At 35.7% G+C, this 17,039-nt stretch carries 21 protein-coding genes; 10 read left to right on the forward strand and 11 right to left on the reverse strand.

What is annotated here, in order from left to right:
• Window positions 1-55 precede the first annotated feature (55 nt).
• From QW060_RS08515 to bioA, 5 genes are read left to right on the forward strand one after another with little or no spacing between them, the layout of a single operon-like run.
• Window positions 56-664: a hypothetical protein gene (locus QW060_RS08515; RefSeq protein WP_290363202.1), complete on the forward strand. Its 609-nt coding sequence runs from the start codon at window positions 56-58 to the stop codon at window positions 662-664.
• Window positions 657-1,766 carry an aminotransferase class I/II-fold pyridoxal phosphate-dependent enzyme gene (locus QW060_RS08520; RefSeq protein ID WP_290363203.1) on the forward strand — a complete coding sequence of 370 codons (1,110 nt, stop codon included), beginning with the start codon at window positions 657-659 and terminating at the stop codon, window positions 1,764-1,766. Before QW060_RS08515 ends, QW060_RS08520 begins: the two co-directional genes overlap by 8 nt.
• A complete protein-coding gene (bioD, locus tag QW060_RS08525) occupies window positions 1,766-2,389 on the forward strand; it encodes a dethiobiotin synthase (protein WP_290363204.1) in 624 nt (207 codons plus the stop codon). The genes QW060_RS08520 and bioD overlap by 1 nt, the downstream gene beginning before the upstream one ends.
• A 4-nt stretch (window positions 2,390-2,393) precedes the next feature.
• Window positions 2,394-3,389: a biotin synthase BioB gene (gene bioB / locus QW060_RS08530; protein ID WP_290363205.1), complete on the forward strand. Its 996-nt coding sequence runs from the start codon at window positions 2,394-2,396 to the stop codon at window positions 3,387-3,389.
• A complete protein-coding gene (gene bioA, locus QW060_RS08535) occupies window positions 3,374-4,642 on the forward strand; it encodes an adenosylmethionine--8-amino-7-oxononanoate transaminase (RefSeq protein WP_290363206.1) in 1,269 nt (422 codons plus the stop codon). Before bioB ends, bioA begins: the two co-directional genes overlap by 16 nt.
• 152 nt (window positions 4,643-4,794) lie before the next feature.
• Here bioA and QW060_RS08540 read toward each other — a convergent pair whose 3' ends face one another.
• From QW060_RS08540 to QW060_RS08560, 5 genes are all read right to left on the reverse strand, one after another.
• Entirely contained in the window at window positions 4,795-5,538 is a 744-nt protein-coding gene (locus QW060_RS08540; RefSeq protein WP_290363207.1) for an HD domain-containing protein, read from the reverse strand.
• A 12-nt stretch (window positions 5,539-5,550) separates the two neighbouring features.
• Window positions 5,551-5,853, reverse strand: coding sequence for a DUF3817 domain-containing protein (locus tag QW060_RS08545; protein ID WP_290363208.1), 303 nt, complete (start codon window positions 5,851-5,853; stop codon window positions 5,551-5,553).
• Window positions 5,854-5,882: 29 nt separating this feature from the next.
• Window positions 5,883-6,377: a hypothetical protein gene (locus tag QW060_RS08550; RefSeq protein WP_290363209.1), complete on the reverse strand. Its 495-nt coding sequence runs from the start codon at window positions 6,375-6,377 to the stop codon at window positions 5,883-5,885.
• Window positions 6,378-6,448: 71 nt separating this feature from the next.
• Window positions 6,449-7,039 carry a TetR/AcrR family transcriptional regulator gene (locus tag QW060_RS08555; protein ID WP_290363210.1) on the reverse strand — a complete coding sequence of 197 codons (591 nt, stop codon included), beginning with the start codon at window positions 7,037-7,039 and terminating at the stop codon, window positions 6,449-6,451.
• 88 nt (window positions 7,040-7,127) lie between these two features.
• Window positions 7,128-7,685, reverse strand: coding sequence for a methylated-DNA--[protein]-cysteine S-methyltransferase (locus tag QW060_RS08560; RefSeq protein WP_290363211.1), 558 nt, complete (start codon window positions 7,683-7,685; stop codon window positions 7,128-7,130).
• A gap of 69 nt (window positions 7,686-7,754) precedes the next feature.
• On the opposite strand from QW060_RS08560, the gene QW060_RS08565 reads away from it, so the two are divergent.
• The 4 genes from QW060_RS08565 (at window position 7,755) to QW060_RS08580 (ending at window position 11,616) form a co-directional block, all read left to right on the forward strand.
• Complete coding sequence (locus QW060_RS08565; protein ID WP_290363212.1) at window positions 7,755-8,306, forward strand: DUF1003 domain-containing protein; 552 nt, start codon at window positions 7,755-7,757, stop codon at window positions 8,304-8,306.
• A 21-nt stretch (window positions 8,307-8,327) separates the two neighbouring features.
• Window positions 8,328-9,536 (forward strand): hypothetical protein, encoded by a 1,209-nt coding sequence (locus tag QW060_RS08570; RefSeq protein ID WP_290363213.1) that lies wholly within the window; start codon window positions 8,328-8,330, stop codon window positions 9,534-9,536.
• A gap of 156 nt (window positions 9,537-9,692) precedes the next feature.
• Complete coding sequence (locus tag QW060_RS08575; RefSeq protein WP_290363214.1) at window positions 9,693-10,676, forward strand: alpha/beta hydrolase; 984 nt, start codon at window positions 9,693-9,695, stop codon at window positions 10,674-10,676.
• A 118-nt stretch (window positions 10,677-10,794) separates the two neighbouring features.
• Complete coding sequence (locus QW060_RS08580) at window positions 10,795-11,616, forward strand: alpha/beta hydrolase (RefSeq protein ID WP_397386091.1); 822 nt, start codon at window positions 10,795-10,797, stop codon at window positions 11,614-11,616.
• Window positions 11,617-11,698: 82 nt separating this feature from the next.
• Here the strand turns inward: QW060_RS08580 and QW060_RS08585 are convergent, their stop codons facing one another.
• Genes QW060_RS08585 through QW060_RS08595 form a run of 3 tightly spaced genes read right to left on the reverse strand, consistent with a single transcriptional unit; the run spans window position 11,699 to window position 13,672 of the window.
• The gene (locus QW060_RS08585) at window positions 11,699-12,427 is read right to left on the reverse strand and encodes a LytR/AlgR family response regulator transcription factor (protein WP_290363216.1); all 729 of its coding nucleotides are present in this window, start codon (window positions 12,425-12,427) and stop codon (window positions 11,699-11,701) included.
• A 3-nt stretch (window positions 12,428-12,430) separates the two neighbouring features.
• Window positions 12,431-13,477, reverse strand: a complete 1,047-nt coding sequence (locus tag QW060_RS08590) for a sensor histidine kinase (protein ID WP_290363217.1) — start codon at window positions 13,475-13,477, stop codon at window positions 12,431-12,433.
• Between the two features lie 15 nt (window positions 13,478-13,492).
• Window positions 13,493-13,672, reverse strand: a complete 180-nt coding sequence (locus QW060_RS08595; RefSeq protein ID WP_290363218.1) for a hypothetical protein — start codon at window positions 13,670-13,672, stop codon at window positions 13,493-13,495.
• A gap of 36 nt (window positions 13,673-13,708) precedes the next feature.
• On the opposite strand from QW060_RS08595, the gene QW060_RS08600 reads away from it, so the two are divergent.
• Window positions 13,709-15,073: a serine hydrolase domain-containing protein gene (locus QW060_RS08600; protein ID WP_290363219.1), complete on the forward strand. Its 1,365-nt coding sequence runs from the start codon at window positions 13,709-13,711 to the stop codon at window positions 15,071-15,073.
• Between the two features lie 65 nt (window positions 15,074-15,138).
• Here QW060_RS08600 and QW060_RS08605 read toward each other — a convergent pair whose 3' ends face one another.
• The 3 genes from QW060_RS08605 to QW060_RS08615 are packed head-to-tail and all read right to left on the reverse strand — an operon-like array spanning window position 15,139 to window position 17,000.
• Window positions 15,139-15,363 (reverse strand): hypothetical protein, encoded by a 225-nt coding sequence (locus tag QW060_RS08605; RefSeq protein WP_290363220.1) that lies wholly within the window; start codon window positions 15,361-15,363, stop codon window positions 15,139-15,141.
• A 57-nt stretch (window positions 15,364-15,420) separates the two neighbouring features.
• The gene (locus QW060_RS08610) at window positions 15,421-16,527 is read right to left on the reverse strand and encodes an EamA family transporter (protein ID WP_290363221.1); all 1,107 of its coding nucleotides are present in this window, start codon (window positions 16,525-16,527) and stop codon (window positions 15,421-15,423) included.
• Between the two features lie 2 nt (window positions 16,528-16,529).
• The gene (locus QW060_RS08615) at window positions 16,530-17,000 is read right to left on the reverse strand and encodes an Lrp/AsnC family transcriptional regulator (protein ID WP_290363222.1); all 471 of its coding nucleotides are present in this window, start codon (window positions 16,998-17,000) and stop codon (window positions 16,530-16,532) included.
• Window positions 17,001-17,039: the final 39 nt, after the last annotated feature.

The following is a 17,039-nucleotide window of genomic DNA, read 5'->3' on the forward strand; positions in this document are numbered from 1 at the left end:
TGGCACCATTTGATTAGCCGGCAAGATACTACTTTTGCCATAAACTAAAAATAGTATGCATAATTTACTTCAACATCTGGTAAATGACAATGAATTACATTCAAAGTGGCTCAATACCTTATCTTTTATGGAAAATGCAGGAGCCCGAAAAATCTCTTTGTGTGAGCATCCTTCAAAAGTAGATTTGCTGCAACTCAAACATGCAGCAGAAGAACACCGACATGCTTATTATCTAAAAAAACAGATTGGTAAAATCAGTCCCAAAAGTTGTGTAACCTATACCAACGATGAATTACTGGCAGCCAAAGCTACCCGCTATTATTTAGATATTTTGGATGTAAAAACGAGTCGCTATCTGAAAACACATTTTGAATTGAGCGGTTATGCCCTAAAACATGCGGCCTATTTATTTGTGACCTATGCTATTGAGGTACGTGCAGATGAACTGTATCCACAATATCAGAAAGTGCTTACGCAGAACAAACACAAAGTGATGGTGAAATCCATTATTGCAGAGGAAGAAGGACATCTGGAAGAAATGATTCTGCAACTCCAAAACTTCCATAAAGACTGGGAACAACATGCGCATGCTATTCTCCTTATGGAGCAGTCGTTGTTTACAGAATGGATTACGGCTATAAAAACAGAATTAAAAGATGCTTAGTACCCTCTCATTTCTGGAGCAAGCCATTGAGAAACGAAAACAGGAAAAAGTTTTACGACAACTCCCAGCTGCTAAAAACGGAATAGATTTCTATTCTAATGATTATCTGGGGTTTTCTACAGAATCCGGATTAACAGAAATAGTAGTAAACGAAATAATACAACAACCCGATTTGTTGAAAGGTGCTACGGGCTCAAGACTTATAAGCGGTAATTCTGATCGCACCATGCAGGTAGAATCCTTTTTGGCACATAAACATCAGGTTCAGAGTGCGCTATTGTTTCCTTCGGGTTATACAGCTAATACGGCTTTTTTTTCGTCCGTACCGCAACGTGGCGATACAATATTAATGGATGAATGTATCCACCGATCAGTACGGGATGGGGTGAGATTATCTGATGCTCACAAAATCAAGTTTCGTCATAATGATATGCAGCATCTGGAGGAATTATTAAAAAGATCCCGGGGTAACTGCTTTATTGCAGTTGAAAGTCTTTATTCTATGGACGGAGATTTTGCTCCGTTGCATGCCTTAACTCTAATAGCAAAACGATATAATGCGAATTTGGTTGTAGATGAAGCCCACGCATTCGGCATATTCGGATATGGACTTGTAAGTCAAAAAAAACTACAGCATCGGGTATTTGCAACAATGATTACATACGGAAAAGCATTAGGCTTACACGGAGCAGCTATCTTAGGAACTGAATTGCTTATTTCTTTTCTCATCAATTTCAGTTCAGCTTTTATCTATACAACCGGAAGTAGTGATTTGTATGCCATAAGCATTCAGAAAGGATATGAATTTCTAAAAGAAAATCCCGAAAGAATACAGGATCTCCAAAATAATATTCTTTTGTTGAGAAACAGCGGACTACCCTTTTCGTCTGCTTCAGAAAGTCCGATACAGATTTTGCGTGGGACAACAATTTCTTGTGTAAAGAACCTACAACAACAGCTGGAAAAAGAAGGATTTTTGACTTTTGCAGCTCTTGCTCCTACTGTAAAGAAAGGTGAAGAAAGACTTCGAATCTGTTTGCACAGCTATAATTCATCGGATGAAATTAACCAGTTGAGTGATCTCATAAAAAAACATTTATAATGACTATAACACCCGAAAAATTATTTGTAACCGGTATCGGAACCGGTATTGGCAAAACAATTTGTTCCGCTGTACTGACCGCTTATTTTAAGGCTGATTACTGGAAACCTATACAATCAGGAGACTTGAAACAGACAGACAGTATGATGATAAAACATCTCGTAGAAGCTCCTGTGGTTATACATCCCGAAAGATATTCTTTAGAACTGGCTGCCTCTCCTCATAAATCAGCAGCTAAGGAAAACCTTACCATACATCTTGAAGATTTCCAATTACCTGAAACGAATAATTCTTTGATTGTAGAAGGTGCCGGCGGGCTTTGTGTTCCCCTTTCTGACGATGTCTATATCATTGACCTCATAAAAAAATTAGGCCTCCCGGCAGTACTGGTCGCAAAGGACTATCTGGGGTGTATCAATCATACTTTATTATCCTTGGACATGCTGCGAAAAAATAAAATTCCGTTGGCCTACTTTATGTTCAATGGCACTTTTGATCCTGATACCTACCGCATCATTGCTAAAAATCTGGAAGCATCAACAAAAATTCTACAGATTCCGCATCTCAAAACAATAAACAAACATAACCTCAACAAGATTGTACAACAACTAACAAATATCTGATCGTATGCAAACAACAGAACCACTAAGACACAACTGGACAAAAGAAGAGATTGAAGCTATCTACCAAAAACCTTTACTGGAATTGGTCTATGAGGCTGCTACCGTCCACAGACAATGGCATAAAGCTTCAGAAATACAGGTATGTACACTGCTTTCTGTAAAAACCGGAGGATGCCCTGAAGACTGCTCCTACTGCGGGCAGGCTGCCAGATATCATACTGATATCAAAGTACAGGCACTATTACCCACCGAAACGGTTATTGCACATGCAAAAAAAGCGAAAGACGCCGGATCATCCCGATTCTGTATGGCAGCAGCCTGGCGGGAAGTACGCAATAACCGGGATTTTGACCGTATCATTGATATGGTGAAAGGAGTCAATGAATTAGGCCTTGAAGTATGCTGTACACTGGGTATGCTTACAGAAGAACAGGCTTTGAGATTACAGGAAGCCGGACTTCATGCGTACAACCACAATCTGGATACTTCGGAAGCCTATTATGATGAAATTATATCTACCCGAAAATTTGACAATCGTATAAAAACCATTCAAAATGTAAGAAAAGCCGGAATTACAGTTTGTTCCGGAGGCATCATTGGATTGGGAGAAACAGCTGCAGATCGCATTTCCATGCTGCTGACACTGGCTACAATGCCTAAACATCCTGAATCGGTTCCGGTAAATGCTCTGGCACGGGTAAAAGGCACGCCGCTTGAAAATCAGCCAAAAGTACCCATCTGGGATATGGTACGTATGATTGCTACTGCCCGTATTATTATGCCAGCATCTGTAGTACGGTTAAGCGCGGGGCGCATTGAGATGACGGAAGAAGAACAGGCATGGTGCTTTATGGCAGGAGCCAATTCTATTTTTACAGGAGAACGCGAAACGTTATTGGTTACCCCAAATCCGGGAGTTAGTGAAGATATGCAAATGTTTCAAAATTTAGGATTACAACCTATGGTCAAAGAAAAAGAAGCCGTATGTACAACGATCTGAAACAAAGAGACAGAGCGGTAAACTGGCATCCGTATACTCAAATGAAAGCGGCTTCTGAGATAATACCAATCGTTAAGGGAAAAGATGCGTACCTTTTTGATGATAAGGGCAATCGTTATATCGATGCGGTTTCTTCGTGGTGGGTTACCTTACACGGTCATGCACATCCCTATATTGCACAAAAAGTATCGGAACAGTTACTGCAACTGGAACAAGTGATATTTGCAGGTTTTACGCATGAACCTGCGATAAAGCTTTCCGAAAATCTCCTGAAATTACTGCCTGTAAATCAAACTAAAGTTTTTTATACCGACAACGGATCTACTGCGGTTGAAGTAGCTTTGAAAATGTGCATTCAGTATGCACATAATAAGGGATTGAAAAAAAATAAAATCCTTTCTTTTCACAATGCCTATCATGGTGATACTTTTGGTGCCATGTCTGTAAGCAGCAGAACTGTATGGACACAGCCTTTTGGAGAAATGCTTTTTGAAGTGATTTTTATCGATGTGCCGACAAAAGATAATCTGGAGGAATTAAAGAAAACAATTGACCTCTATTCTGATGAATTGGCCTGTTTTATATATGAGCCTCTTGTACAGGGAGCAGCCGGAATGCTCATGCATGAACCTGAAGACCTCAGTGCGTTGATGCAATACTGCCGGTTTAAAAATATTTTAATGGTTCAGGATGAAATTTTTGTAGGTTTTGGTCGTACAGGCAAATTGTTTGCAGCGGATTATTTAACAGAAAAACCGGATATTATGTGCTTTTCAAAAGGCCTGACAGGAGGTACTTTTCCTTTGGGAATGACTACTTGCTCTGAAGCTGTTTATGAAGCTTTTTATGCTGATGACGCCTGTAAAGCATTATTCCACGGTCATTCTTTTACCGCCAACCCTTTGGCTTGTACTGCTGCGCTGGCCAGTCTGGATTTGCTTTTGAAAAAACAAACTCTTGAAAATATTGAAAGAATATGTTCGGAGCATCAACAGTTTTTAAATGAAATAAAAGACCATTTAGCTATAAAATCTATTCGTCAACGCGGTACCATTCTGGCATTGGAATTAAAAATAACAGAAGAAACATCCTATTTCAACAGGCAATATGAAAGCCTGTATCCTTATTTTTTGAGCAAAGGTATTATCTTACGTCCTTTAGGGAATATTCTTTATCTGGTACCTCCCTATTGTATCTCAACTTCTGATTTGAGATATATTTACCAAAGCATACAGACGGCTTTGAATTTATAAACTATATAAAGCTATCGGTCTCCGGTAGCTTTGTTTTTAAGTTTTCAGGAAAAAAACCTTTTAACCAAATACACTTTATCCCTCTCATACATTTGTCAAGTAAGTTTATTGAAATATTCGCTATATCCAACTATTTGTATGGATATATTCTATCATTCTTCATCAAGAGCGTTTTTACCTGCCATTTGTGCGAATCCCATTTTGTACAAAATATCAGCTCTCGTCCCTTCTCTATGATGAAAATTTTCCATAGTATAAATAATATCCTGTTTAAATCCTTTTCTTGAATAAGATTTATCAACTTCCAATATGAATTTTTTAGTTAACTGAAATTTATTTAATCCGATTACATCCATAGCAGCCCCTTTGGAGAGAAAATAGGATTCATTTCCATACTTTTCTTTGTCTATCACAGGATTCAAATGCATATCAATGGCTTGTTTAACAATTGTAGCTTTATTCTTATCTAACCCATTTTCCAAGCAAAAATTTTGACTGAATTCACCTCCATAATTGGCAAAACATTGTTTTGAACAAATATGATTATGTTTTTCACTTAATCCTATATCATGTAAAATTGATGAGACAAACAATAATTCATTATCTATATTTAGTTTTTCTGATAATGCAAATCCTGCACTCCAAAAATAGGTTCTATATGAATGATAAAATAAAATAGAATTAAAACTATCCTGTGCTTCCTCTATTGCTTTACTACATAATGATGAATCAGGAATTAATATATCTTTAAAATCAAATTTCATATATCTTTTTATATTTAGTAAAGCCAATGCTTTATTGTATTTTTCTTTGATTTGTGATTCAATAAGCATCATTTTAAATTTTTTTATTTCATTTTTGCTTAAAATTCCTGATGCAGGGATGATAATTTCCATTGTTAAAAGGTTTTATATTTTATTTAGAATCTTTCTGTCGATATAGAAAGTACCGAACGGAATAATACAGGCTATCAACACTATCCATGTGGTTTTGCTGAATTTCCATTGCTGTTCTATCCCTACATTCAACGTATTGAATACGAAAAGTAGAAATAAAGCTCCATGTAATGGTCCGATGAACTGCGAAATGTTCGGATAAGAAAAAAAATATTTTAACGGCATAGCGATAAATACAAGGATAAGTAATGAAATCCCCTCTAAAATGGCAATTATCCGCAATCGTCCAATTTTTGTCTTTAGCAATTGTATCATTTTTATATTCTGTTTAGTTGTTTATCTGCTTATTTAATGTTACTGATGTATTCCAAAATCAGCTTTACCCGTATATAGGGTCTTTGGGACAAAAAAGAAAATGGCCAGGGAATGGCTAAAAAAATAATCAGTAAAGCAACTGAAAACCATATAAGCAATGTTCTATACTTGGCTGTACTTTCTTCTTTTCTTTTTGCCAAAGATGAACCTATGGTTATCATCACAACTGCGACAAGCATAAGCAAAGGATGTAGAAAGCCATAAAAAGCAATTTCGATATGTTGTAAGGAAGTACCTGTATTTTTCCAAAAATAAGATGCGAACGGACTTTTGATATAGAGTATCATTCCGATAATGAGTTGGATATGTGCTATTGTAGCTGTCCAGTGTCTTACTTGATTGTCGTAATCCGAATAATCCCTATGCGATTTATAACCTGAATACGCTCTGCCGATAGCATACAAAAGAGAGAGAAGTACAAGCCATCTGCATATAGAATGTAAAGGAATAAGAAATGCGTACATTGCTTCTGAATTTTAATGAAGCAAAGATAAAGTAAAAAACATACTAATTGGTATGTTTTGTAAAATAAAAATTATTTAAGAGAATTTAGGTAATTCTTTAGTTCATTTAAATAAGTGCGATAGACATTGCTTTCGCTATCCATTCTACCAAAATTGCGTATGCCCCAATAGCTTGAAATGATAAAAAGGGCAACGGATTTCGATTGTACATCAGCGTTTATAAAGCCTTCTTTTTTTCCCGCTTCGATATTTGAAACCATTATTTTTTGCCATTCATCTGTCACTTCTATAAGTACTTCTGTAAAAACAATATTTTTTGGTGCCATTTCCTGTATGAAGTTGGAAAGCGGACAACCCTGCTCAAATTTCATAAACTCATTATCTGATAAAAGCATAGTAACCATTATATAAAGAGCTTCAACTGAATTAGTTTCAAGGCTAAAAATACGTGTAATCTGTGCTAAGAATTTTGGTTTTATTATCTCTCTGATAATAGCAACCCCCATTTCGTCTTTATTTTTGAAATGATAATAAAGTGCTCCTTTGGTAACTTTGGTCGTCGCCAAAATATCGTCAATACTTGTAGTCTGGTAACCGTTGATATAAATAAGCTCATAAGCCTTTTTCAAAATGGTTAAACGAGTTGCTTCTGCTTTTTTCATATTAAATACTATTTGGTATTTTTTAAGCAAAGAAAATTATTTTTCGCTATATCTACAATATGAATTAATTTTTTTTACTGCCCTTTTCTTATTCCTCATCCCAAAGTGTGGGTTGTGTCTGTGATCTTTCGAGAGCTAACAGAAATGCTTTATTTTTTAATCCGCCTGCAAATCCTGTCAGTTTACCGGATGTACCTATAACACGATGGCATGGAGCAATGATAGAAATAGGATTTTTACCGTTGGCTCCCCCTACTGCCCTGACGGACTTTTCATTGGCAATTTCTCTGGCCAGATCACCATAGCTTCTCGTTTCTCCATAAGGAATTTTCAATAACTGTTGCCATATTTGTTGTTGAAACGCAGTACCGGTAAAGTCTAAAGGGAGGTCAAATACTTTGCGCTTTTTAGCAAAATACTCCTGAAGTTGAATTGCGGTTTCCACCAATACAGGATGTTCATCAAAACGCATTCCTTCTGAAAGGGTCACCCGTGTTGCGTCATCGTTTTCCCACAACACAGCCGCCAGTCCCTTTTCTGTTGCGATCAGTTTTAATACTCCAACCGGAGTAGCGATGTATGTATGGTAATTAGACAATATGTTATGTAGTTTTTTGTTTAAGTTTATATTACTAAGATACGGCATTCCCCTATTCTTTTCAATGATCTCTAAAAAGATTTTTATTACATTAGTAGATACTAAAACTTCTTAACAATGCAACAGGACGAAATCAATACCATGATTGATCAGAGCAATGAAAACCTGCGCAAGCTTCAAAAAATTGTAGCCACTACAATGGAAGAAGAGCAGCTCATCATCAATAATTTGCTACATCCACCAAAAGAAATATTATCAAGCGGACAGCGGATATCCGATAAGGTAGCGCGATTTGGCGGTAGCTGGAGATTCATCATTATTTTTACACTGGTTTTAGCCGTTTGGATTGTATTCAATACGATGGCAGCAAAAGAACTTGAATTCGATCCGTATCCGTTTATCCTTATGAATCTTGTATTGTCCTGTATTGCGGCTCTTCAGGCTCCCATTATCATGATGAGCCAGAACCGTCAGGAAGAAAAAGACCGTATGAGAGGAGAAAATGATTACCTCATCAATTTAAAAGCGGAACTCGAAATACGCAGCCTACATCAAAAACTGGATCTTTTGCTCAATGAAGAAATTAAAGCATTATATGAATCTCAGGTAGCCCAATTAAAATTACTGGAAAAACTGGAAGAGAAAATCGAAAAGATGGAAAAAAAATAAACGGATAACTACCGTTTTATAATGATGGATATAATTACTGCTCAGTCATTCAAATCACTGAAATCCATGAGTTATACTTTTCCAATGAAAGGTTATTTTTGTGATAATGTTATCAATTGTTTTGCACCAATACAAAATGTCTTTTTTATGAAAAAAATATGCCTCCAAATTCTGTTTTTGTTTCCTTTAATAGCAAATGCTCAGCATCTTGATTCATTATCGACCAACATAAGCTCTTCAGTTATTGCTGCCTACTTTGAAAAAATTGATAAAGAAGATTTTATTTATCTGGTTCCTTTTCAAAAAAAAGAATTATGGGGCTATCTTGATAAAAGAACCTTACAGGTAAGACTTCCTGCCGTTTTCGATCAGCTTGGGTTTTATAAGGGAGAAGGCTATATAGGAAGTTTTTATGACACTGTTTCCTTAACAGATTATATTGTAACTGTTGACAAGTCAGGAAAAATCAACTTTCAGATTTCTGTAATAAGCTTAATGGAAGCTTTGCCTCCCGGACTTTTTTCACGTGCTTATTCACAAAATATAGAAGTTCTTTCTTCTGCAGAAGGTAACAACGGATTTCAATATACCATGGACGAAGATTATATTGATATTACTGCTTATTCAGATTTATACCGCTCGCATGATAAAAATCAACCGCTGCTGATTCCGATGAAGATTGACAACAAAATAGTTGCCATAGCTGGCAAAAAAAGTGAAGATCCGCATCTTACCTCCTATGGCATCATTGATCCACAGGGAAACACTCTTTCTGGTTTTGATTTTAAACACAACCGAATTATCCCTATTAAAGGTACCCGTGATACCAAAGATGTATGGTTTCTGGTACAGCAGTCGAAAAATAACAATAATGCATATAGTTACCTCAACCACAAAGGATACTACCGCTTAAAGAACCAATTACCCCAATCTGTATATTATTACTACCGGTCTTCTCAAAAAGATTATCCATTCTATATGCCTCATGAGCATACGTTAGGTTATATTCTGGTGGAAAATAAAATTTTTGATCTTTACGAATTGAAACAGGAAAAACAACTCGCAGAAGAATATCAAGGTTTGTGGATTTCTTATGCAATAGCCACACCTCTGGAAAAAGATACCGTTGAAGAAAAGAGAAAAAAAGCACATCTGTATATTTGGGTAAAAAAGGAAAACAAATATTTTTACATTGATTTATATGGAAATGAATACCTGCCAATCGATTAAAATCCTGATTAAAAAAAAGAGCTTGGTATAACCAAATTTCCATTTTATGGATTAGTGATTGGGCTTGTTTTAAATTAATGTATTAAATTTATATAGTAACCTAAATCCGATCTTATAACAGAGATCGAACTATAAACCTCTAAACTCTGATACATTATGGCGCATACCAACATTCCTGCACATCAAGATCCTGAAATTTCTAAAGACATTCGTGAATTTCTAAAGGAACTCAATAATGAAGGTGGCAAACCTATGGAAGAAATGACTCCTGAAGAAGCCCGTCAGGTACTTATTGATGCTCAAAAATCTGTTGATTTTGATTATTCCGATATTGAAGAATCTGAAAGAACCATTACACAGGATGGACTTACTGTAAACATTCATATTGTAAAACCTGCGGGTTCCGGGACTAACTTACCCGTATTTATGTTTTTTCACGGAGGAGGATGGGTTTTAGGCGATTATCCAACTCATAAACGATTGGTACGTGATTTAGTTGTAAACAGCGGAGCAATTGCCGTATTTCCTGATTATACTCCCTCACCCGAAGCTCAGTATCCTGTTGCTGTAAACGAAGCCTACGCTGCTACGAAATGGGTAGCTGAAAACGGAAAAGAAATCGGTGTTGATGGCTCAAGACTTGCCGTAGCCGGTAATAGTGTTGGTGGAAATATGGCAACCGTAGTTGCGCTTATGGCTAAAGATAAAATGGGTCCAGAAATTGCCTATCAGGTTTTATTATGGCCTGTGACGGACGCGGATTTTACCCGTGAATCGTATATAAAATATGCACAGGATCGTTTTTTAACCACTCCTATGATGAAATGGATGTGGAATCATTATACGACAGATCTCAATAAACGCAAAGAAAAATATGCATCACCGCTACAGGCTACCTTGCAGGAATTAAAAAACCTGCCTCCGGCTCTGGTTCAGATTGCAGAAAATGATATTCTTCATGATGAAGGACTTGCGTATGCCCGAAAACTCGATGAAGCGGGTGTACCAACAACCATAACGGTATATAAAGGCTTTATACATGACTATGGAATGCTGAATCCGTTGGCACACATTCCGGCAGTACAGACTTCTGTACATCAGGCTTCCATTGCTTTAAAAAAAGCACTGAATCCTGAATAATACGAATGAAAAAGATCATAAATAAAAAGAGGGAAATAGCTCTCTTTTTTTTATTTTTACGGTTAATAACCTAAACTGTCTTTTGGCAGTTATAATCAATAACTTTACCCGAATATATATGAAAACAAAATGGATGCTGCTTTTATGTTCCGCCTTTTTAATTGGAATTGTATTCCTTACCGGATGTACCAAAATAAATAATACATCAAATGATCCGGTTCCGGTTCATGATACCTTTACCATTGCTTCTAAAATAGTAAATGAAAACAGAGTCATCAATGTATGGATTCCCGAAGCCTACGCGAAAGAAGGAAACCCCCTACCTGTAATGTATATGGCGGACGGAGGCGTAAAAGAAGATTTTCCTCATATTGCCAATACGTTTGCTAAATTGATCAAAGCAAAAAAAATTCCTGCCTTTATTTTAGTGGGTATTGAAAATACGCAACGCAGAAGAGATCTGACAGGACCTACAGAAGTGGCTGAAGACAAAGAAATTGCACCGGTTGTAGGCGGTTCAGAAAAATTCAGAGCTTTTTTGAAAGAAGAGCTGTTTCCTGAAATCAGTTCGCGTTATAAAACAACTTCAGACAGAGGAATATTAGGAGAATCACTTGCCGGATTATTTGTTATGGAAACATTCCTGTTACAGCCTGATATGTTTACTTATTATATCGCATTTGACCCTTCATTGTGGTGGAATGACAATGCTCTTGTAAAAGCAGCCAAAAATACCCTTGGACATTTACCGGCAGATAAAAAAACGGTTTGGTTTGCCGGTTCTTCAGATATCGCAACTTACACCGATGAACTTGCTACTGTTTTAAAAGAAGAAAATGTTTCAGGACTCAGATGGCTTTATTCGCATGAACCGAAAGAACAACATTCTACGATACTAAGAGCTACAAAAGAAAAAGCACTGATATGGGCTCTTAATTAAAACAGAATTCTTTTTAATACTCAAAAATTACAGGGATACTGCGCTCTTGCAGTATCCCTGTTTTATATCGCTATTTTCCTGGTTAAATTATGTTTAGTTTTTCATATACCTTATCGCGATAACTTGAGCCTACGGGTATCGTTTTTTTATTGGTCAATACAATTACCTGCTGTTCAATATAGTTAATCATACGCAGATTTATAAAAAATGATTTATGTACACGGCATATATATTCCAAATGTTTCAGGTTTTCTTCTATAGAAGATAAAGTACCGTGAACCATCACTTTTTCTGATGTTGTATATATACACAGATAATTTCTCATCCCTTCTATATACAACAGTTCTCCCGGATCTATTTTTATAAGTCTCTTATCGCTTTTTACATAAAAACTATCATCATCTTTATCTGAAACTACTGTTGTTGCTTTATGGCTTGTTTGTATTGCGAGAACAGGCAACGCCTTCTGTATCGCTTTAGAAAACCGGTCGAGTGAAATGGGTTTTAAGAGATAGTCTATAGCATTGTGTTCAAATGCATCTAAGGCATATTGATTATAAGCAGTAGTATATATAATGGCAGGCGGATGATTGAACATATTTATAAAATCTGTTCCGCTGATTTCAGGCATTTTAATGTCCAGAAAAATCAGGTCTATGTTTTTATCTCTGTTCAGAAAAGCAATAAGCTCAAAAACATTATTGCACACTCCCTGTAATTCCAATACCTCAAATTTTGAAATGTGATGTATAAGCACATCCTGAGCCAGTTTTTCATCATCTACTACGAGACATCTGATTTTTTTTTCCATACCTTACAAATTAATTTTGAGGGTTATTGTAAATACATCGTCTTTTTTTTCCAAGTCTATTTTGTGCATAGCCGGATAAAGCAATTGCAAGCGTTTGCGTATGTTATCTATACCAATACCTCCTATTTTTTTTACTGCTGTTTCTTTAAAGTTGTTTTCACATGTAAATATCAGAGCATTCTCCTTATAGTGAAGAGAAGCCTTGATATAAGAATGTCCGACTGTAGAGTCAATACCATGCTTGAAAGCATTTTCAATCAAAGGTAATAAAAGCATTGGTGCAATCCTGATGGTATCATTTATTCCTTCACTCACAAAAGATACATCTGCTCTTTCAGAAATGCGAAGGGATTCGATTGCAATATACGTATTGATAATATGTATTTCATCGCGTACGGGCACTTCTTTTTCCTGAGCTTCATATAGAGAATACCGCAAAATATCAGATAGTTTTAAAATAACATCAGGAGTTTCATGGGATGTTTTCAGCGATAATGCATAAAGACTGTTGAGAACATTAAACAAAAAATGCGGACTTATTTGGGATTTAAGTAATTGAAGTTCTGCCAGAATCTGCTGGCTTTCTATCTGCTTTTGTTTCTTAATTTTAAGAATAAGTTCCTGCATGACATAGCCTATTGCCATTAGAACAGTAATCATCAAAACACCCGGAAAAACATCAAAGCAATATTGGTAGTTTTTTAAAAATTCCGGAGATGTGTATGTAATCGCTAATGGAGTAAAATCATTTAACTCATTGGTATGAAAGGTCTGTTTCAGCCAATTGAGATAATTTCCCTGTATGAAAATTATTGCTATAAATACACCTGCCATTGATAAGAGAAATTGCAAAATATTTCTGTTTTTACGCACTAAAGGAAAAAACAAGAAATTATTAATCCAGGACGGAACAAAAAGCAATACATTATACATCACGATATGGACTAAAGGAAGTTTTCCATCATTATTATCTATTGCGGTATATAGTACCCACCCTGTAAAGAAGCTATTTAATAAGAATCTGACAACAGTACTTCTTTTTAGTTTCATTGGTTTCGGATTTCATTATACTGTAAATGTACTGTTTTTACAAAGTTGTTTATTTCTTTTTACACCAAACCATCTAAAATAAGGACAAACAATCCCATCACAGACACAATACTTTTTGTCCCGGATTGTGTGCTGTTGGTCAAATAAATCTTTGGACAAACTATATCTTCCGTTTCTTTGTACCTGTAAGAACAATAGCTATTTCTATTTACTAAAATTAAAATTCTATATATGAAACATTCTATTACAGCAACTGTAAATAAAGGTATCATTTCACTTATTAAAAGGGCTTTATTTTGTGGTGTCACACTATTTTTGAGCCTCAGCATTTATGCACAGGATATTGAGCAGGAAAAAATAGACCACTTTATTGATTATATTGAACAAAATAACAGAGCAGTGGGCAGTATCTCTATTTTTAAAGGGAATACAGAAATTTATTACAGAGATTTTGGTCAGCAAAATATTCAGGACTTACAATTTGACAAACATACCACTTACCAGATAGCCTCTATTTCTAAAATGGTTACGGCTACTTTGGTGTTTAAGCTTATCGAAGAAAAAAAATTAAATCTTCAAGACAAATTAGCTGCGTTTTTTCCTGACATGCCAGATGCGAAGAAGATTACGATTGAACAATTGCTAAACCATACGAGTGGTTTGGGAGATGTCAATTTTCATAACGGTGTTTATGGCTGGTTAAAGGAAAGAGAGGTTACGGATAAAGAAATGCTGGCAGAGATTAAAAAAACAGGTGTCTTATTTTCTCCGGGTACTTCTATGTCTTATTCTAATTCTGCCTATTTTCTGCTGGGAAAAATTATAGAGCAAAAGTATCAGATGGCGTATAAAGATATCCTTCAAAACTATATTGCTACACCACTGAATCTACACGATTTCAGATTGGTAAATTCGTCTCAGAACTATTTTGATTCTTACCGTTATACTGATAACTCCTGGCAGCCAGAACAAGACTATATTTCTAAATATATTATAGGGTATACAGGTATTTCTTCCACTACAACCGAAATGAATAAACTCAATTATGCCTTATTTCATGGAAAAATAATCAGTAAGGAGAGTGTAGAACTGATGAAACCGGCCGCTGACAGCTATTTCGGCAGAGGAATGATGAAAGTTCCTTTCTATGAAGTTATTATGTATGGTCACGGAGGCGATACAACAGGTTCTCATACCTTGTTAACCTACAATGAAAAAAACGATCTTTCTATTGCTATGGCGATTAATGGAAACCGTTCTGTAAAAAGTGATTTTTATGTTGGAATATTCAACGCTATTTACAATGGCAATATGCCTTATCCCATTTTTATATCGGATGAAATACTCAATCAATATTCAGGCATATACGAATCAACTGACTATCCATTTAAAATAAAAATATATAACGAAGGAGGAAGTTTATACGGATTAGGAATGGAAGAAGAACAAATACCGTTTCTCTTAAAACCAACTTCTGATACCGAATTTAATTTTGAAAATCATCTTCAGATAAAATTTAATCCGGCTGATGGAACGATGCTGTTTAAAGAAGGAAATGAAAACTATGAATTTATAAAAGAGAAAACTTCTGTGTAATTTATAGTTGCCAACAATAATGACTTACTAAAAAAAACCGTTTAAAGAATTAAACGGTTTTTTTATTATTTATCAGCTGCCTTTGAAAATTTCATCGACTTTTTCGGATACTGTTCTACCGTTATATCACTCGGATTATTGATAAGGGTTTTGATACTTATTTTATCTCCCAATTGGAAATTAGCTTCTGTAAATTTATAATCCAGTAAATACGGTCCGCAGAAATAGTTTCCTTTGGCATCTTTTTCAATGATTCCCTGATAAAGACCTTCTTTTGTTTCTTTTGACATTTTGATTTATTTATAAAACAAAGATACAACTGCTTTTGTATTCTCTCCCATTACTTGTTAACAATTGTTTTCATCAATTTTAGCTTGATTTTTCTTTTTTTCCCGTTCATCAAAATCAGCTACTTCAACAATTCGTGGAATACTACTTTTGGGTGCCATATATTTAAGTCTTTTAATTTTCTTACGCGCACGGAGTACTCTGAATGTTCTGTTATTTTTATATAAATTCCAGTTCATCAGCAATACGGAAAATAAAATAATGATCAACCCGAAAACCTGTAATTCCGTCACTAAATGTTCTGTAAAAAAGTGAGCCAGAATTAACGCTACAATAGGATTAACATAGGCATACGTACTTACTTCAGTAGCAGGCCTTACCTGTAACAACCAGATATAGCAGCTAAAAGCCAATATTGATCCCATGGTTATCAGATAAGCAAGAGCTCCCCAGTCATGTAGAGGCACTTTTTCTATATGAAAACTACTGTACTCTCCTGTTGCCAACGCAACAGTAGTAAATGCTACACCGGCTGTTACCATTTGCCAGGCTGTTTTAACAATAACATTTAAAGGTTTTTCTTTTTTCTCTTCTTCAACCGGATCTTTTTTATCCTGTGTGTATTTTGTATAAAGAGAACCAACTGTCCAGCCTATTGTCCCCACCGTCATCACTATCATAGCAATAATATTCTTACCATCTCCATTATTTACATCAGCATTAAATATCTGCTCGCCAAAAAGCATGACAACTCCGGTAAACCCTAATAATAATCCTAATACAATTGGGAGACTGCCAAAGTTGGCTTTCCATTTAGGTTTATCCAAAAGAATAAACCAGATAGCAGCAGCAGCACCCAATATGGAAACAATACCGCTGGAGATATACTGCTCTGCCCATATCACAGCCGCCATATCAATAAAAAGCAACAGGAAACCAATCAATGCCGCTCTTTTCACATCTCTTTTATTGAAGAGTTTGTAGCCGCGAAGCGCACAATATCCCATAAGTAAACTACCCGCTATGATAAAGCGAATAGAGCCTAATACAAAAGGAGGAAATGAATGCAAGGCTTTTTCTATAAAAAAGTATGTAGAGCCCCATACGAAGTACACCACCAAATAGGCCAATACTATACTGATGGTAGAAGTTTTATTTGCTGTCATGATTATTCTTCTGAAGGAATTACTATTTTTTGTTGTTCTTTAATGGTTTCGAGTACAATAGTCGTTCTGGTAGATAGAATACCTTCTATTTTTCCAAGACTGTTGCGCATTAGATCTGCAAGCCCCATAGTGTCTGCTGTACGTACTTTTATCAGATAGCCATCATCACCTGCGATATCGTGTACTTCCTGAACTTCGGGGATATCAGCTAACATAAGGGGAATGTTTTCCTGATTCATTATATCAGCACATTTAATGAATATAAAAGATAATAGTGTCTGACCGTAAGCCAAAGGATTGATTTTGGCGTTGTACTGCAGAATTACCTGTTTTTGTTCTAATTTTTTTACTCTTTCTAAAATAGCCGATGGAGCCATGCCCAACTCCCTTGCAATTTCAGCATTATTGATTCGGGCATTATCCTGAATGCTTCGAATAATATGATGGTCGATATGATCTAAATTAAATTCCATTTGCTTAATAATTCTGCAAATGTACAAATAAAACAAACT

The sequence above is a fragment of the Paenimyroides ceti genome (genome assembly GCF_030409925.1).

Excerpts from the sequence above, each read along its gene's own strand:
- QW060_RS08550 (WP_290363209.1), bottom strand. The coding sequence starts at position 6,377 with ATGTACGCATTTCTTATTCCTTTACATTCTATATGCAGATGGCTTGTA.
- QW060_RS08605 (WP_290363220.1), bottom strand. The coding sequence starts at position 15,363 with ATGTCAAAAGAAACAAAAGAAGGTCTTTATCAGGGAATCATTGAAAAA.
- QW060_RS08560 (WP_290363211.1), bottom strand. The coding sequence starts at position 7,685 with ATGCCGTATCTTAGTAATATAAACTTAAACAAAAAACTACATAACATA.
- QW060_RS08545 (WP_290363208.1), bottom strand. The coding sequence starts at position 5,853 with ATGATACAATTGCTAAAGACAAAAATTGGACGATTGCGGATAATTGCC.
- bioD (WP_290363204.1), top strand. The coding sequence starts at position 1,766 with ATGACTATAACACCCGAAAAATTATTTGTAACCGGTATCGGAACCGGT.
- QW060_RS08570 (WP_290363213.1), top strand. The coding sequence starts at position 8,328 with ATGATGGATATAATTACTGCTCAGTCATTCAAATCACTGAAATCCATG.
- QW060_RS08555 (WP_290363210.1), bottom strand. The coding sequence starts at position 7,039 with ATGAAAAAAGCAGAAGCAACTCGTTTAACCATTTTGAAAAAGGCTTAT.
- QW060_RS08610 (WP_290363221.1), bottom strand. The coding sequence starts at position 16,527 with ATGACAGCAAATAAAACTTCTACCATCAGTATAGTATTGGCCTATTTG.
- QW060_RS08575 (WP_290363214.1), top strand. The coding sequence starts at position 9,693 with ATGGCGCATACCAACATTCCTGCACATCAAGATCCTGAAATTTCTAAA.
- QW060_RS08585 (WP_290363216.1), bottom strand. The coding sequence starts at position 12,427 with ATGGAAAAAAAAATCAGATGTCTCGTAGTAGATGATGAAAAACTGGCT.
- QW060_RS08520 (WP_290363203.1), top strand. The coding sequence starts at position 657 with ATGCTTAGTACCCTCTCATTTCTGGAGCAAGCCATTGAGAAACGAAAA.
- QW060_RS08540 (WP_290363207.1), bottom strand. The coding sequence starts at position 5,538 with ATGGAAATTATCATCCCTGCATCAGGAATTTTAAGCAAAAATGAAATA.
- QW060_RS08590 (WP_290363217.1), bottom strand. The coding sequence starts at position 13,477 with ATGAAACTAAAAAGAAGTACTGTTGTCAGATTCTTATTAAATAGCTTC.
- bioA (WP_290363206.1), top strand. The coding sequence starts at position 3,374 with ATGTACAACGATCTGAAACAAAGAGACAGAGCGGTAAACTGGCATCCG.
- QW060_RS08580 (WP_397386091.1), top strand. The coding sequence starts at position 10,795 with ATGAAAACAAAATGGATGCTGCTTTTATGTTCCGCCTTTTTAATTGGA.
- QW060_RS08565 (WP_290363212.1), top strand. The coding sequence starts at position 7,755 with ATGCAACAGGACGAAATCAATACCATGATTGATCAGAGCAATGAAAAC.
- bioB (WP_290363205.1), top strand. The coding sequence starts at position 2,394 with ATGCAAACAACAGAACCACTAAGACACAACTGGACAAAAGAAGAGATT.
- QW060_RS08515 (WP_290363202.1), top strand. The coding sequence starts at position 56 with ATGCATAATTTACTTCAACATCTGGTAAATGACAATGAATTACATTCA.
- QW060_RS08615 (WP_290363222.1), bottom strand. The coding sequence starts at position 17,000 with ATGGAATTTAATTTAGATCATATCGACCATCATATTATTCGAAGCATT.
- QW060_RS08600 (WP_290363219.1), top strand. The coding sequence starts at position 13,709 with ATGAAACATTCTATTACAGCAACTGTAAATAAAGGTATCATTTCACTT.